The sequence below is a fragment of the Paraburkholderia fungorum genome (assembly GCF_046026025.1).
Taxonomy (GTDB): domain Bacteria; phylum Pseudomonadota; class Gammaproteobacteria; order Burkholderiales; family Burkholderiaceae; genus Paraburkholderia; species Paraburkholderia fungorum_E.
This window is the reverse complement of sequence record NZ_JAQQFL010000004.1, coordinates 36,224-52,321: the sequence shown is the minus strand read 5'-3', so window position 1 is coordinate 52,321 and position 16,098 is coordinate 36,224. Positions and strand designations below refer to the sequence as shown.

At 51.1% G+C, this 16,098-nt stretch carries 13 protein-coding genes, 2 pseudogenes and 1 other annotated feature; of the genes and pseudogenes, 5 read left to right on the top strand and 10 right to left on the bottom strand.

The window, feature by feature from the left end; genetic code table 11:
• Nucleotides 1–30 precede the first annotated feature (30 nt).
• A pseudogene (locus PQR67_RS06355) lies at nucleotides 31–255 on the bottom strand (helix-turn-helix transcriptional regulator); the annotation flags it as partial.
• Between PQR67_RS06355 and PQR67_RS06350 the strand changes: the two are divergent.
• Nucleotides 254–694: a hypothetical protein gene (locus PQR67_RS06350; protein WP_408456565.1), complete on the top strand. Its 441-nt coding sequence runs from the start codon at nucleotides 254–256 to the stop codon at nucleotides 692–694. The pseudogene PQR67_RS06355 and the gene PQR67_RS06350 overlap by 2 nt on opposite strands.
• A 588-nt stretch (nucleotides 695–1,282) precedes the next feature.
• On the opposite strand, the gene PQR67_RS06345 is transcribed toward PQR67_RS06350, so the two are convergent.
• Nucleotides 1,283–3,751 (bottom strand): SIR2 family protein, encoded by a 2,469-nt coding sequence (locus PQR67_RS06345; RefSeq protein WP_408455999.1) that lies wholly within the window; start codon nucleotides 3,749–3,751, stop codon nucleotides 1,283–1,285.
• A 358-nt stretch (nucleotides 3,752–4,109) separates the two neighbouring features.
• On the opposite strand from PQR67_RS06345, the pseudogene PQR67_RS06340 reads away from it, so the two are divergent.
• Nucleotides 4,110–4,738, top strand: a pseudogene (locus PQR67_RS06340) (IS3 family transposase); the annotation flags it as partial.
• Nucleotides 4,388–4,504: a sequence feature (AL1L pseudoknot), on the top strand. It overlaps the preceding pseudogene by 117 nt.
• Before the next feature lie 549 nt (nucleotides 4,739–5,287).
• Here the strand turns inward: PQR67_RS06340 and PQR67_RS06335 are convergent.
• Entirely contained in the window at nucleotides 5,288–5,530 is a 243-nt protein-coding gene (locus PQR67_RS06335; protein WP_035547139.1) for a helix-turn-helix domain-containing protein, read from the bottom strand.
• 109 nt (nucleotides 5,531–5,639) lie between these two features.
• On the opposite strand from PQR67_RS06335, the gene PQR67_RS06330 reads away from it, so the two are divergent.
• Nucleotides 5,640–6,470: a hypothetical protein gene (locus tag PQR67_RS06330; protein WP_408306213.1), complete on the top strand. Its 831-nt coding sequence runs from the start codon at nucleotides 5,640–5,642 to the stop codon at nucleotides 6,468–6,470.
• Between the two features lie 64 nt (nucleotides 6,471–6,534).
• Nucleotides 6,535–7,479: a hypothetical protein gene (locus PQR67_RS06325; protein WP_408455995.1), complete on the top strand. Its 945-nt coding sequence runs from the start codon at nucleotides 6,535–6,537 to the stop codon at nucleotides 7,477–7,479.
• 274 nt (nucleotides 7,480–7,753) lie between these two features.
• Here PQR67_RS06325 and PQR67_RS06320 read toward each other — a convergent pair whose 3' ends face one another.
• The 3 genes from PQR67_RS06320 to PQR67_RS06310 are packed head-to-tail and all read right to left on the bottom strand — an operon-like array spanning nucleotide 7,754 to nucleotide 10,596.
• Entirely contained in the window at nucleotides 7,754–9,178 is a 1,425-nt protein-coding gene (locus PQR67_RS06320; RefSeq protein ID WP_408455992.1) for an RES family NAD+ phosphorylase, read from the bottom strand.
• Nucleotides 9,118–9,939, bottom strand: coding sequence for a hypothetical protein (locus PQR67_RS06315; protein ID WP_408455989.1), 822 nt, complete (start codon nucleotides 9,937–9,939; stop codon nucleotides 9,118–9,120). Before PQR67_RS06315 ends, PQR67_RS06320 begins: the two co-directional genes overlap by 61 nt.
• A gap of 12 nt (nucleotides 9,940–9,951) precedes the next feature.
• Nucleotides 9,952–10,596 carry a HEPN domain-containing protein gene (locus tag PQR67_RS06310; RefSeq protein ID WP_408455986.1) on the bottom strand — a complete coding sequence of 215 codons (645 nt, stop codon included), beginning with the start codon at nucleotides 10,594–10,596 and terminating at the stop codon, nucleotides 9,952–9,954.
• Between the two features lie 393 nt (nucleotides 10,597–10,989).
• On the opposite strand from PQR67_RS06310, the gene PQR67_RS06305 reads away from it, so the two are divergent.
• Nucleotides 10,990–11,298: an H-NS histone family protein gene (locus PQR67_RS06305; RefSeq protein WP_408455983.1), complete on the top strand. Its 309-nt coding sequence runs from the start codon at nucleotides 10,990–10,992 to the stop codon at nucleotides 11,296–11,298.
• A gap of 389 nt (nucleotides 11,299–11,687) precedes the next feature.
• Here PQR67_RS06305 and PQR67_RS06300 read toward each other — a convergent pair whose 3' ends face one another.
• The 4 genes from PQR67_RS06300 to PQR67_RS06285 all read right to left on the bottom strand — a co-directional run bounded on the left by PQR67_RS06300 (nucleotide 11,688) and on the right by PQR67_RS06285 (nucleotide 15,959).
• A complete protein-coding gene (locus PQR67_RS06300; RefSeq protein WP_408455980.1) occupies nucleotides 11,688–11,975 on the bottom strand; it encodes a PAAR domain-containing protein in 288 nt (95 codons plus the stop codon).
• Nucleotides 11,976–12,103: 128 nt separating this feature from the next.
• Nucleotides 12,104–12,607, bottom strand: coding sequence for a hypothetical protein (locus tag PQR67_RS06295; protein WP_408375518.1), 504 nt, complete (start codon nucleotides 12,605–12,607; stop codon nucleotides 12,104–12,106).
• The gene (locus tag PQR67_RS06290; RefSeq protein WP_408375519.1) at nucleotides 12,604–13,275 is read right to left on the bottom strand and encodes a hypothetical protein; all 672 of its coding nucleotides are present in this window, start codon (nucleotides 13,273–13,275) and stop codon (nucleotides 12,604–12,606) included. The genes PQR67_RS06295 and PQR67_RS06290 overlap by 4 nt, the downstream gene beginning before the upstream one ends.
• Entirely contained in the window at nucleotides 13,272–15,959 is a 2,688-nt protein-coding gene (locus PQR67_RS06285; RefSeq protein ID WP_408455977.1) for a type VI secretion system Vgr family protein, read from the bottom strand. The genes PQR67_RS06290 and PQR67_RS06285 overlap by 4 nt, the downstream gene beginning before the upstream one ends.
• Between the last annotated feature and the right edge of the window lie 139 nt (nucleotides 15,960–16,098).

Here is a 16,098-nt window from a genome sequence, read left to right as displayed (position 1 = left end):
CCGCGAAACGTTGGCAGGCTTTTCCTCAGCTCCTGCTTCCACCAGCTTCATGACGGCTTCGTTTGATTCCATCTCACACGCTCGGCACCAATCCAAATAGAATAAAATGTCCATGTAGCGTTCACCACGCTCAATCTTCGATAAATAAGATTGATCGACAGTCAGTAATTTGGCCAAGTCGACCTGTGTAAGCCCAGCGCTTTTCCTCAGAGTTTTCAGGTGGGCTCGAAGAGCCCTGTAACGGGGCGGCCTGATGCCGTTTCTGGACACGAGCAACAGTGCGACGGTTACGATCGCTCTGAACAGCCTGCAAGCGGCGATCGGCAAAACCGTGTTCATCTGGTTTCCGGCAACGACGGACCCGGCATTGGTCGCGCGAGGGGTGATTTTCAACAATGCGACGCCGCCGACTGCCAGTGCGGCAGAACCAAATAACTGCGGTCAGTTGTATGCAAATCGTCACAATATTTCCGACCAATGGGTTGACCCGACCTATTCCATTGATCTGCCGCTCGCCGCTGACTGGCGAGCCGAAGTTGATTCCAGCTCGCTCATCGACCTCTGCCCGACTTTCAATGTGGATGTCGATTTCAGCAACGCCAATTGCGCGCCGTTTGAGTCGCTCGTTGAGCCTGTGCATGCCCTCGGTCTGACAAATCATTTCGACGGCTTTGGGCAAGGAAGCCATGGGTAAGCCGTTCTTGCCTATGTAGTGCCGTGTTGTAACTCCGAATCGCCTTGGACGCAGTTTTGCCCACTCTCGCGATGGACTTTTTTCGCTGGACCTGAGGTTGGACATCGGGGAGGTCCGCTGTATATCGTTGCGTCCAAGGTGTCCGACGTGTCGGGGGAGTCCAGGAATTAATGTGACCGGTTGCCCTCGACCCGACTCGGCCGCTCGTCACATTGGTTGACCGACATCCGCTTCCAAGAGTCACAGCGGCCATTTTTGTGATCGAGCGCCTTGTGCGAATTGTTGGATTGTGCGGTCGTTCGACGATACTCGTTCAAGTGTCCGCAATAAGGCGGATCGGGATAATACGATTCATGGAAACATCGCTGCGCCCTCACTCAGTGAATTTATCAACGCGGTCGACCGCTTGCGGGTCGTCATTTGGAATAGTCAAGGAGAATGCGAAGGCACAAGTGCAGCTCGACATGAGCTTGCCCATCCATCTTCAGTTCAGACGGGGCACAGCCAAGGGCGGGCACCGATGGCTGTGAGGCCTAACGCATCTCAACGCAAACAGAAAGTCATACAGCGTCAATTGCTATTTCTTGCTCACTTCTTGCCGTCGTTGATCTTGCTGAGGATCGCTTCAAGCATATCGATGACTCGAATTATTATACGTGGACGGCTACCTGGCCAGATATCCGACATCACTTGTGTCAATTCAGCAAGCAGATTTTTGCATGATCGTTCAAATGTTGCTTTTTGGGCCTTGGTAAATATTGCGAATCTCTTGTCAAAAACCTCTTTGTATATTTCAACTTGTCGGTACTTATGAACGTCATCCGTTAATGCACGTAGAAGCTTGTGACCGTCGGCGAACAATTGAAATGATCTTGCAGGATCTTCAACCGAAACGGCTTGCAGAAGAAATAAGCGTGCTTGTTGAGTGTCAAGATGGTCAGTGTGATAATTATGTTTTTTTTCTGCCAATGCATAGGCTTGGTCGAAGTATCCTTGGGCCTTGTCATAATGTTTATATGTAAGCTGAGCCATTCCATACTGCAACCAGAAGTGTGGATCACCTTTAAGCCAGGAAATTTCGCGTTTTAGATTTTCATAGTATCGGACCAGATTTTGCATGCGTTGCTTTGCGGGCAAAAATCGTTCGACCACAGAAAATCGCAATAAGCTTTTTTGGATATCTCGCAGATCAGCCATTCCATCATCAATGGCCGAAACGATCTTCAACAGTTGATCTACAATGTATGTTGCTTGAAATTGCTGGGAAATAAGCGCAATAGCAAATACGCTCGATTTTGCGGAAATTTTGATCCCTTGAATTTGGAAAATCTGTCGAAAGCTTTCGTTGCTGCGCAACTCGGAAGAATAAATCGCGTCGTTTAAAGCGATTTCGGAAATCAGGCTTGAAGTGAGAGGTTTGTCATTCGCAGAAAGTAGTGCAATAGAAAATATCGTATCCCTGTGCTGCGGATTTGATAGCAAACCGCTCAGAAGCTCTCGCACGCGCTCTATCATTTGGGGGGATGATAAAAGCGATAATAAATTCAACGAAAGTTGCCTATGATGATCGTTGTTCACGATGGATTGTTTAGAGTAAAGAGGTAAGGCTGCTTTCTCACCCCAATACCCAACGTTATCCATGATTTCGATGAACTGGTCCGCCTCTTGCGACGATAGGTCATCCAACGCTATCTCGTTTAGTTCTAAGCCCGACTTGACTAGCCAAGGCCGAAAACGTTCGTGGATACTCGTTCGTGCGCCAATGACGAGTTTAAGTTTCGCAGGGTGTAGCTCCGCGTAGTGTTTAAGCAAAGCAATATTTTGCTCATAAGAATCGATAATTAAACATCCTTTAATATCTTTTTTAATAATTTTTTCAAGGTCGTCGTGTTGATGCGCGTCTGCCTGATCTGCTGTAAACACTCGAACGCCACTCATGGCCAGTTGACTTCTTAGAGCGCGGATAAATGTGGATTTCCCATTGCCGAACTCAGCAATGACGACCACCTTTGCATCCGCATCTAGTAATTGTTTTGCATAGATTATATCGTCACGGGAGATCAGAATAGGCGCTCCCTTTGCTCCCTTTGCTCCCTTTGCTCCCATTGCGGTAGCGTCGATAATTTCGTCAGACACCTCACCCCGCATGAGAAATGCGTCAACATGAGCATCGCGTATTTCAACATCCTCCTCACTAAACTGATACTCCCAAAGACTTGCCAGCACCAGTTCTTCCGGCTCGGCAATTAAAACATCCGACTCTCCGGCAACAGCCTTGGCGAAGGCTTCGGCACCGATTGGCAAAATCGAGCCAAATTGTTCGATCGTAAATTGATCTCTTCCCTTCTTTAAGGATCGCGTGATAAAAAATGTCTTGTCTCGATATGCAGGGTCAGAATGAAGAATCTTTTGAACTTCGATGTCGTACATGGAGTATCCAACAAAGACAATTGCCGAGCAAAAGTCAATGTCTCGTTGGAACGGATAACGCCAGCTCGATGTCAAAAACGAATCAGGTGAAAGATAAGATGAATTCGTCAGTTTGAAATCATTGTTGAGCGTTTCGGAATTTAAATTTTTAAGCGAGCCGTTCAAATGCACGCAGATATTATTTCGTGCTGAAAACTCAGAAGGATTTGAAGACAGATCAACGGTGTCGAATATTTTTCCAGCTTTTTCGGCGGCACGTTCGAAACACATGTCGTAATTGGTGGTGTACACCCTTCGCCAAGGCACAGATGCAAGAGTGACGTGATGATCTTCCACCGACCTGACAGAAAATGTCTCGCGAAGGAGTTTAATTAAAGCATTCTTATCTCCGTCGCTATCTAAATAACGGGACGACGCATAACGCAAGTCTTTTTCAGCATCAAAATTCTGAAGATCTGCAATTTTTTGTGCTAAATCAGACGCGACGGGCATTTCTTCGTTGTCTATGCCGCGTGCGGAAGCGGAAAATCCAGATCCTAAAAACAATATTGCATTTCGTGATGTAATATGGCGAAGCACGTCAGCTAAAAGCTTTTCTTCGGGGGCGGCAGGATTTAAGGTGGCCATATATTTAATTTCCTAAATTTTATTGAAATATACGTATAAAAAGTTTTATTAAATAATGAATGCTTATGCGATCCAATTGATGGTAATCTTATTTTTCTGCATCGCCCGCATTCGACCTGATTGTCGTCGATATTGAAATGACTCTAACTCAACACAGTCAGTGCCCCAATTCAGCATATCTAATCTACCCCAGACTGTTTGATTTTTATCTATCCCACATCGTAGCGCAAGCATTCGTAGCCAACCGGGTGGCTCGATTCTGCCATCGGGAGTCGTCCAACGCGAAGACTTCCCGAACGCATGCGATATTGAACTGCCCCGGATTTGGTGGAGGCTCCACTCTTGAGAGAATAGAGCTATGAACAAGTCGAACAAGTTTCCTGCTGAAGTCCGCGAACGTGCGGTGCGCATGGTGCAAGAGCATCGGGGCGAGTATCCCTCACAGTGGGCGGCGATCGAATCCATTGCGCCAAAGATCGGCTGTACGAGCCAGACACTGCTGGGATGGGGCAAGTGGGGAGAAGTCGATAGCGATGAGCGTGAGGGCGTCACCACGCCGGAACGTGAACGCCTCAAGGCACTGGAGCGTGAGGTTAAGGAACTGCGCGGTGCCAATGAGATCCTGAAGCTGGCGAGCGCATTCTTCGCCCCGGTGGAGCTCGACCGCCGCCTGAAGTTCTGAAGGCCTTTATCGATCAGCATCGCGACAGCTTCGAGGTCGAGCCGATCTGCAAGGTCTTGCGGATTGTCCCGTCGGGCTATCGGCGTCATGCCGCACAGCTTCGTGGCCCGTCGCGGCGCTGTGCCCGAGCGAAACGCGATGAGTCTGCATCCGGAATCAAGCGCGTCTGGCAGGCCAACATGCAGGTCTATGGAGCCGATAAAGTCTGGAGGCAGATGAACCAGGAAGGTATTGCGGTGGCACGTTGCACGGTCGAGCGGCTGATGAAACAACATGGTTTGCGCGGCGTGCTCCGTGGAAAACTCGAGAATCTGTCGAACTGGTTAGGCTGGAATGGGTGGCGTGGTTCAACCATCATCGGCTAGTGGAACTTCCAGGCTATATCCCGCCCGCTAAAGCTGAGGCAAACTACTACCGGCAATTCAGCAATACCATCGCTGTGCTGGCATTAACTTGAACCAACCAGCCTCCACCATTCCCGGGGCTGTTCATGACTGGAAGGCAATACTGGCAAAGATTTCAGGCGCGGCGAGACATCTATGGACAAAAATTTGACTTCCGGTGGGGTTTTTAAGCCTAATGCTTTGAAAAGAAAGGAATTTAGGCACTTTCAGGTTATCACCACGCGCTGGATGGACAACGACGTTGCAAATTTTTATGTCATTGAATAGACAGAAATATTGTTCACATCATGGATAGCCAAATTGTCCATCAATGGACAAAAAACACCAAACATTCTTTCATTTTAATAACATTTCGAGTTTGCCCTCTTTGGAAGCGGTCAACGCGGACAAGCCGCCGGGGCTGGACTGGTCTTCTGGAATAGCTCGGGTTCGAGATTGGCAGGTTTTCCTCTAAGCTCCTGCTTCCACCAGTTTCATGACGGCTTCGTTTGGTTCCATCTCGCACGCTCGGCACCAATCCAGATAGAACAAAATGTCCATGTAGCGTTCGCCGCGCTCAATCTTCGACAAATAAGACTGATCGACATTCAGTAGTTTGGCCAAGTCGACCTGTGTAAGCCCAGCGCTTTTCCGCAGAGTTTTCAGGTGGGCTCGAAGAGCCTTGTAACGGGGATGATGGACGGATGGAAGCATGCCGCAATGCTCCCTGCTACATCTGAATAGGCCATTTTGGCCTATTTGCGTTATTATCCGCCCGAGCAGTGATGTGCTCATTTGATCGACAAAACATTACGGGTGCGATATGCGAGGCAAATTAACTGCAGCAGTGATAGCGGCGTCGCTGGCCGCATGTGGCGGGGGCGGTAGCGGCAACAATCAATCAAGTTCGGCGACTAGCAGCACGCCTTCTGCGGTGGTTCCGACCGACACACAAATCCGGGCCGACATCGCCATCAGCCAAGGCACGACGACTAACACGCCCGTCTGGGATACATCAGGGGCTTTTGGCGCAATTGGCAACCCCTTCAAAGGCGGCGTGGACGGTCTGCATTCGTATCGCTGGAACATCGAGCGCGACGGCCTGATTCCGTTCTTGGACACGAGCAACAGTGCGACGGTGACGACCGCTCTGAACAATCTGGAAGCGGCGATCGGCAAAACCGTGTTCAACCGGCTCCCGACGTCAACGAGTCCGGCATCGGTCACGCGAGGGGTGATTTTCAACAATGCGACGCCGCCGACTGCCAGTGCATCCGAGCCGAACAACTGCGGCCAGTTATACGCAAACCGTCAGAATATTTTTAGCCAATGGGTTGATCCGACGTATTCCATTGATCCGCCGCTTGCTGCCGACTGGCAAGCTGAAGTTGATTCCAGCCCGCTCATCGATCCCCGCCCGACCTTCAATGTGGACGTCGATTTCAGCAATGCCAATTGCGCACCTTTCGAGCCACTTGTTGAGCATGAGCTCGTGCATGCCCTCGGCCTGACCAATCACTTTGACGGTTTCGGACAGGGAAGTGGTGGCAACTGCAACGGCGCAATTTGCACGGACCGAACTTATCCCGTCTTGAAAACGCTCTATGCCAATCCGCCGATGACTGTCATTGGCAACATGACCATCGCCCGGTAAGGGTTGGGCTTGCGGCTACCTGTCCCGCACTTTGAAGCGACGGGTATTTACATCGGGGAACCGTATGCAGAACGACGACAACCAGGCAAAGACAGGCAGCTACTACATCGATGGACAGGATGGCGTGCTCGGAAGCGTTGATGAGCAGATCAAGGCTCGCGTATTGCCAACGGATGGACCAGCCGCCGCCAATTTCAAACTCGGCATGCATCGATTCAATGTGCCACAAACCGAAAGCGGTTCCGCTGCATATTCAGGTCCGGCTATGGATGTCACGGATGGTCTTGAGCGGGTGCTGGACTATGCGTCGGCGGCGATCCGGCTGGCATTCCGCTTCTTTCCGTTCGTCGTGCCGTTGCTGATCCTGGGGCGATATGGTGATCGCTATGTTCCCTTCGGGTTGAATTTCCTGTTGATGAACCTGCTGCGGTGGACCAGCGTGCCGTGGTTTATCTATCAGGCCGCGCGAAGCGTTGTGCGATTGTCGCGACGTTCCGATAAAGCGGCGAAGCATGGGATTGGGTCCAGGCCGGCCTATGAGCGCACTCAACTGGCTGATGGCAAGGTCGCGGTTACGTTCCGGCAGCGACGGCTGAATTTCGTTGTCGCCGATATCGTGACGGTAGTGCCCGTTATCGGGGCAATTCTTGCAGGACTTGGAGGGTGCCTTTATGTCTGCGTCAACGATAACCTGCTCGTTGGCATCCTGCTGATGCCCGTGGCGGTTCTGACGCCAATGCTGGTGGTTCATCGCCTCAACTGGCGAGACCATACGATCGTCATTGAACCAGGTGTCGGCATCCGCTGGGGCAGTCAATCCCTGAGCTACAAAGACGTCTACGATTTCGGCTGGGAAGCTTCGCAACGATCTGGCAAAGGTGGCTATCTCAGCATGACCGATTCTGTCGCCTACGCGATGATGAGCGGTGGCAAGAAAGTCCCGATCACGAAGGAAATGCGTGGCAACACTGCTGCAAGCATCTGTGGGCTGGTTCGCGAGCTAGCGTGATCGGCAGCAAACGAAGCCATGCGGATGGTTGTTCCATTCTGAACGGCTTATCCACGGTTTTCGAAGCGGCCACCTATGCAGGCCATGAGCTAGAAAACGGTGGATAAGCCGTTCCCGCCTATGTAGTGCGGCGTTGTAACTGCGAGCTGTCTCGGACGCAGTTTTGCCCACCTTTGAGGTGGGTTTTTTTCGTTGGACCGAGGATGGGCATCGTAGAAGCGTTGCTGCATATGGCTGCGTCCAAGGTGTCCAACGTGTCCATGAAATCTCTGATTTAGGACAGCGGTGTGTCATCGACCCGATAGTCAATCGAAGTTACAGTATGGACACCAATGGTTTCCGTAATAACTTCTAAATCGAATCGAGGGCACCAGTCGGGAGCAAGCATGCTGTTTAGATCATCTTTTTGACCGAAAAGGACATAGTTAACTCCTTTTTCATTTTGAGCTGACTGAAAGACAATCCCGTCAAAAGTAGGCGAGGTTTTATAACGAATGAATTCAGCTAATGCTTGAGTTACCACGTAATCAGTATCGTCTTTTCTTGCTGGTTTTGAAATTTCCTCATGTAGATAATCAAGGAGCCTTCTACGTTGCATTCGTTCTTTGAACTTTGGATCGAAAAGACTGATAGGTGTATGAAATAGACCGCTGGATAGCGCAGTGAAGTCAAAGAACGTTAGGCTTTTTGTCGATTTAAATTGTCCTACTATGACCTCATCCCCAATAGAGGGGCGGACCTCTGCGATACAGGTTTTCACATCTTTAGCCACGTATAAAAGAGGGATGCCCGCCGGGTTCATACGATTGTTAGTCCATTTTTCTTTGGGCGGTGCGCCTAATTCAATCGCCGGATTTTTGCAAATGACCTTTGCCTCAGCGGCGTTGTTCGCCCTGCGTGCGCGGTAAAAGTGTGTGCCTGCTGGCAGCATGCTGATAACCGGACGGCTACCCGGATGATCCGGTGCTTCGGCCTGAAGCGCTTCGAAGGTGAGCTCATCAAAAAAATTCTTGACCTTATCGTTGAAAAATCTCTGGCCGTGAGTTAGCTCGTATGCGATGTGATTCCAGTCGCCTACGACATACCAGCGTTCATGCTCTTCGGATTCGAATGGACTGGGTGTCCGTCGGTACTCTTGTCCATCCCAGTAAAAATCCTCTTCATTTGCTTCGGTGTCTACCAGATATGCAGCAACCCCTTCACATACTGACTCATCCGCACAGTGAATCGCCGCGCTTACGATTTGTGACAAACTTAGCGCATAACCCGGATGCAAATCATCGTCCAGGATAAAGTGACTGGGAAGGTCTTTTCGTATGAAATTCGCAATGCGTTCCGGTGTGAGTGCGTTCATTGTTGGCTTGCCACACGCCGCACAGACTTTCTCATCGTGCAATTGTCCGTTAAGCATTCTGAGCATTGCGTCGCCCAGACATTGTTGACAAACAAACATTTTCGAATTTCCTTCGTTTTGCCTGAGCAGTTCAGCGATGACATTGTTACCCCGGGGCATTACGTTTCCTTTTTTCCTTTGGGTCTTGCTCTCGCCCAATGCGTCTAATTCATCCGTTTCGATAATTTTTTTAAGCCGGACACGCGATTTGCGTAATTTGGCGAAATCGCGATCGGAGCCAAGAGCTACAGTTCGAGTTCTTCCAGACCGCGAGAGAGTTTGCTGAGGAGAGTAGGCGTGACCCAAGTGGTTTTGTCAGCCGGAATAGATATTATTTTTTCAGTTGGATCCAGCTGCACCCCCATTGGCGTCACCCAATTTTCAATGTTTTGAGTTAACTCTTTCCAGATATGGCGAGGCTCGCTTTTATAGGGGATGACCAGGTAAAACCAATAACTCCTAAACCCGACCAACCGAATGCAGAACCTATTGCTAAATCGTCCGTCATACGCAACGACAGCGCATCGCAATACGCCCGGCTGCAAAGCTCCAACCTCATGCCCTATCAAGGTAACAGCCTTCGATGTGGTTACGATCTGTAAACGCACCATAACAGACGGGAATGCTCCGCCACGCAGTATTTGCTTCGCGAATCGCGCTAACAGTTTCTGTTGTTTCTGGTTTTTTGTCGAACGTGTCGAGTTGTAGGAAATCTTCAGCAAACCGCGAACCAGCATATTGTAATCATAGGAAAACTCAGTCGACTGCCCGGCCTCAATGTAGTTTGAAAAGTAACGATCAAATACATTTCCTAGATGCACGTCTATCTCACTGAGATGAGTATTATTGCATTGCTCGCAAACATCTTTAACAACCGGATCGCCCTCGTAAAAATCGTCATTTCGCGGGTTGTAAGTTAGAAGGGGGATGCATTTTTTAATTATATTGTCAGGCCAAATGTGCTCTTTTGTAAATTTGATACTCGCAACATTACAATACGCACATCTTTTCATGGTCGAACTCTGTTGTATATTTGTTGATGCTGCTGTATGCGCAGTGCGTTCCATCGCGAACTATCCCTAGACCGGCGCGCCCTCATTGTTATCGATCACTGCACGGACGTGGCCCATCACCTTTCCGGCAAGCCGAAAAAGGTCCGGTCCGGAGATTTTGTGCTGCTCCGCAATAGAAAAAACTTGGTCGTGTTTGGCGATATGCCTTCGTCCAGGATCAGGATACCGTCCAGCCCAATAAACGAAGTGAGTCAGCACTTCAAGAATTGCAAGTTCTTTCGCGCCCAATGTGTCAATGAAGGACGCGAGCTTTCCGAGGTCGTGGTTTTGATATTTGCCCTCCGCTTGGGTATATGCGTCGACCCCGCCTTTGAGAATGATCATCGCCTTCAGACAAACCTCTAGGCTATAGCCGACCAACATCAATGCAACGGCGCAATACTGCGAGTCGCAGATGCCCCGCAATGCCGTGGGCATATTGTCGAACCCCGGTTCGTTCTTCAAAAGGACCACAGCCGCATGCGTCATCGCTTCAGCCTGCGTCAACCATAAGAGTGGACTTTTGAGATCTTCGCTCGTTGGCGACTGGAAGGGGTCGATATCTTTCCCGTTCAAGTTAGCGAGGATTGCCCAACGCATCCACGCAGAACGGCTATAGCCTGCCGGGTCTTGAGCGAAGTGGTCCCTACTCGGCAACTCTGGATTCAACATTTTTGGTAGCTAATCGCTAGTTTATTGATCAGTTAAGGTAACTAGACGTCGACGGAGCCTGTCGCTTGCAGCCTAGGCCCAAGCCCAACTGAAGGCGCCCCAGATTACCGCTATCGGTCAGGCCGTCTGTTCAGCAGGGCGATGGCTGGAAACGGGGAAATGTCGCTGCGCAAGCCGGTTGCTACCTATTAGACCTTCGAGTATCGACGATACGCTGACGACGCGAAGATTCTGAATTTCCTTGGCCGCGTTGGACACCTTGGACGCACCCTTGTGCCAAAAGCGTTTTACCTATCCATCGCCTGCCATCGGTTGGTCGCGCCAGCTCTCACGCTAGCCGGATAACATTCGCGTTATCATACGCTTCATTCTTGCCCGCCTGAATGAGTAACCATGCCGACATACAAAGAGCTTAGGGCTCAACTCGCAGCACTTTCTGAGCAAACTGAAGCGACTCGCCTTGCCGAATTCGATGCTGTTGTTGCGGACATCCGTATCAAGGTGGCTGAATATGGCATTACCGAAAAGGATATCTTTAGTAGCAAGCGAGGTCGGCCGGCAAAGCAGGCAAAGTCCGCACCGGAAAATGTCCCGCCGAAGTATCATGATCCGAAGACCGGGGCAACATGGTCCGGTCGCGGTCGCGCTCCGGCATGGATCAAGGACGCGAAAAACAGAGATCGCTTTCTCGTCAAGGATTGAAGCTGTCCGGTTGCCCTCAACGTCATAGACAGAAAGCGGGTGGATAAGCAGTTCCGACTTCTTCGCCGAGTCCGGCGAGGACAATATCATCCCTTGTCGGACACTTCGCGGACATCTCGAAGCCTTGCTGCATAAGGTCGCGTCCAGGGTGTCCAACCTGTCCAATCAGAATCAACGAAATAATACCAACCTACAAGATTCGCAGTCCAAATCAGTTGATGGTTCTTCTAAAGCAATCTTTGGAAATATCCTGGACACGTTGGACACCTTGGACGCAGCCTTATGCGACAAGGAAATCCCATGTCCAATGGGGTGACCAGGGAAGGAAACCGAATGAGTCCACGTGGACCAGAAATACTTTTTGCTGCAAACGAGTCCTCAAACCAGCACTACGCTTCGGTAGACATCATGTTCTGCGATGCAATCAGCTTGGGCGGGGGATGACACCCGCAGATACAAAGATCATCGCTAAGAGCGGCATGCCTTCCGTCCGGCGCGGTCATCACCTGGCGGGGGCCGTCACATTGAATCTTGCCCGTCGTGTTGCAGGCTGGGCAGGACACGCTATCGCCTTCGTGTGCGACATCCTGTCCGCTCAGTTGAATCGTGGTTGCCGTGGCCTCGACGGTACCATTGGCTGTCGTCTTGTCGCCATTCAAGATGAGATATCGCCTCATGCTTTCGCCTACCGTTTCTTTACGGAACCGAATAATTCGTCCCAGAGTGCCATCAGCGGGCTCGCGCAGCTTCCGGCACTGCCGAACGAGTATCCATGGAAATTTTCAGTGTGGGCTCTGTGGCGTAATTATTGGCCGACATCACGCACGGCAAAATATAAATCTTTATTTTTCAAATTCAAGAGATAGCCGCCATGCACGTTTTGAAAAGAGCCGCTCTGTCCGAGTCCGTCGAAATTGAAGCCAACACATAAATACTGGTATTTTCCTTCTTTGGCGAGACTCCATTGTGCCAACGTTGGATTAAATGCCGTTGGCTTTATCTCGTTGTTATTCCCTATGGGTGTAGATTTTGACAGCCGGTAGAGCTTCCCAGAGTATATCAACGCCTGATCCGACTTTCCTTCGGCGTAACCTATATCGGATCCTCTGTATTTAACGATATAGCTTGCATTGAATCCGTCTGCGTAGTCATCCTCTTGCAAGACCTCGTCCGCGTTGATGTTTCGGAGGGTGATAGAGGACGCAACCGGCCGCGCCAGAAGGCAGCTTTTAACCAAGTCTTCACTCGGAGAGGCGGCCCACCCTATGCTGGACGCAACCATGATCAGTGCTGCGAATCCGCTCTTCATCGATACTCACTCCCGCCCGTAACGTCCAAGTATTGCTGATTGTATTTCCAAAAAATTGTGCCGCCAATTCCTGCCGTTGAATCATAAACGTGATCATAACGCCCTGTTTCCACTTTTTCGGTTTTCACCTTTTTGGTTTTTTTATCCTTTGTCTTTACAATTTTGTATAAAATTACCAGCTTAGTGGAATCCTTGATGTCATAAATATTGTGACTCGGATCGGTAATTTTTATCCCGTGCCGTACTTTAAAATGGTTTTCGTAATTTGTCTTAATGTCGGCACCATCCCAAAAGTAAGCACCGTTCGATTTATCTGGGCCGTTTGCCAACGCGTTGCGTGCGGCGGCGATTGCGGCCTGCATGGCAGGATCCTTCCCGATCTGGACTTCTGTCGCCTTCATCATTTTGTTGTAGCGAGCGTTGCCATCACCAACCACGAACGAAAACGTTGGATCATTTTTTGTAAACGTGGACATGTCGGAATAGCCGCGAGCATCACGTTGCCGCACGAGCACGCTAGCGATAGCCATCATTTCATCGGAATTGTCCTGTAAAGATGCTTCTCCGTATGCCATCGCCGCAAGTAGTCTCGTCTGCGCATCGATAGGCTGTGCCGCCGCTGGAGCACTGGCGGGTAGCTGTGCGTCCGAGGGATTGGAACTGCTCATACGCTTTTCCTTGCTGAGTCGCCTGCGATCCATGTGACTAGTTTCAGGGAAGATTGCCCTGAAACGCTCACCGTTTCGCCGGAAGAATATTGGCCTTTTTTCGTATGGAGTCCACCATCGCTATAAAGGTCATAGTGATAACCTTCGACCGGCGTGGTTCCGTTCTCCAGCAATACGTAGCTCTGTTCAATGATCTCCTCGTCCGAAGAAAGAGGAAGAGACGGCAACGCATAACTCATATTCGCAGGCCCATTGAAGCTATGCTGTGCACCCTTGATATCAATCTTGCCCGGTGCATGAATTTCGATGTTGCCGTCCTTGATGCGAATGTATGCACCACCGGATGTCAGCAGGATTTCCTGCTTCGCCGCCGCCTCAATCTTTTCCGTTGCAGACAGCAGTTTCACCGTCTTTTGAGCGGTTAGTTCGATATCGTCCGAGTGGGCCTGGATTTCGACCTTACCTTTGGCCGCGAAGAGCTTCATCCCGGCATTCTGCACAAATAGGCTAAGCTTTTCGGCAACGCTTGCGATCAGCGACTTGCCGGTCGCGATGTGTGTGCTTTGACCGCTCACGAAGTTGACATGCTGGTCGGCGGAAATATGGGCCGATTTCTGCGTGGACAGGGCAATGCCTGACGGACTACCGAATAGCATGACCGGTTCCTTGAACGCATTGGCGTTCCCGGTTCCACCGCCAGCCGTATTTCCGCCCGACGACGAACCCGACACGCTGCTCTGTGTCGCGTCCGTGTATGACTTCAGAGAGTCGTAACCATCCTTGAGACTTTCTGCCTGATGCGTCGTGCTGGCATTCGACATCGCTTCCAGCACGCTTTCCGAATTCACTAACTGCGAGGTCGTTTGCCGTGCATCCAGCGGCTGGCTGGTCGCCGGATACGTGGTGACATACAAACCTTGGCCCGCACGCATCGCACCGTAGGCATCCGATTTAAGGTCAAAGCCGCTACCCAGATAGCTGCCCCTGCTGTTCCCGGTCTGGTCGATCAGGTAACCCAAATGCAAATGTGCATTCGTGCTCGTTGAATAAAGCTGAACGCGGTTCTGGCCGGTAGCGTCGTCCATTACCATCTGGTTGTAGCCGCTGCCCTGATATTCCTTGGACTTGTAGCCCGATAACAGGCCGTTGGAATGCCAGTGAGGTTGCGTTTGGCCGTTGTAGACGCGGCCCGTGACTAGTGGTCTATCGCAATCACCGTCTACCCAGCTAATCAGCACTTCTTCGCCGATCCTTGGGACATGCACGCCGCCGTATCCACCGCCCGTATCAGACATCGCGGCACGCACCCAGCACGATGCTTTCTCGTCAGCCTCGTTGAGGCGATCCCAATGAAAACGGACCTTGATGCGATTCAGCGGATCGGTATAGACCTCCGCGTTTGCAGGGCCAACGACAATCGCTGACTGCAAATGCATTTCCGGCTTGCTATGTTCAAACGGGCTGCGATACGGAACCACCTTGCGTTGGGCTTCGATCTGAACGAGGAAGAAACCTTCGCTGCCGTCCGCGTGTGTGACTTTCAGGCCGGCACGGTTACCTTTCGCAGCGGCGAATTCGCTTTTCAGACCGTGCGGGAAATCGGTTGCCTGACTGGACACCGGCAGATTGTTCTCGATGAACCATCTGGTCTCGATAATTGCGAACTGGCGGTTTTGCTGGCTGTCTGTCGCATGGCCGGGGTTGTCGTCAAGCTCAAACCAGCGACCTGCATCCGCACCACGCACGCCACCCGAGCCAGAGAACCGCTTTGCCCGCGATTCCCATTCTTCCATGCGGATTTTGGAAAGGGCATCGCCCCGATCCTGCTTGCCGTAGGTGTAGGCCCCGGTGTATTCATATACTTCAGCCTGCTGGGGCAAGTTTCCCTGCGTAGGAAGCGTCGGGACGTTCGTGCCCTTGGCAAAGGTGGGGGAGGCGGGTGCCTTGTAATCAAAGGTGCGGGTTGTGAGTGTCGTGCTTTGCAGTGTTCGCGTGCCCGACCACTGAACCAGGGCATCGGCTTCGCTGTTCGTGCCGGCGCGGTAAAACTGAACTGTCTGCGGTGAAAGAGGCTGGAACGTGTCAAGGCTGTCCGTGACGATGAGGGTATGCGATTTGCCGTCGCTCGCCTGCTCAAAGTAGCCGAATAGCCCCTCGTTTTCCATCAGCCGGTGGACGAAATTCCAGTCGTCCTCGTATTGCATGCAGAATGAACGTGAGGGCAGCGGCTTGCTCAATGCAAAGCGAAATGCACCTTGGGCTTGCGGATGCATGTTGAAGACATCGGTCAGAATTTCGTCGGCCGGCTTGTCCTGCCATATCCGTGCATCCTTGCGGAAACGAAGAAAATGCATCCAGGACGCAAAGCCGATCTGATAACTCGTGAGCCCGCTATCGGATCCAAGGCGGCGGGCGGTGTGCACGTATCCATGATGATGCAGATAAGACCTGTCCGTTTGCTGGACCCAAAGCGTAACCGGCTGGGCAATCAGCGCCTTGAGTTCAACCGTGCCGGATGTGGAAACGACATCCGCCGTGAACTCGTAATGACGGCCGATTCGAGAATGACCGACGACCCGCTGGGGCACCAGGACATTATTTCCCAGTGAGGTATCCAGCTTCAGCAGGCGGTCACTCTGGACGAGTCCGCCAGTTATCGCCCCGATGATGTCCTGTGCACCCATACCGCCTCTTCTTGTTAGCCAATCAAGCCACCCGCTATCGCGCGATTTTACGAAACTTCAGATGAATCGGCCAGCTATTCAATGTCAGTAAGTGTGAGGTGCATGAACTTTTGAATCTGACTATGCGGGTCGCATATCT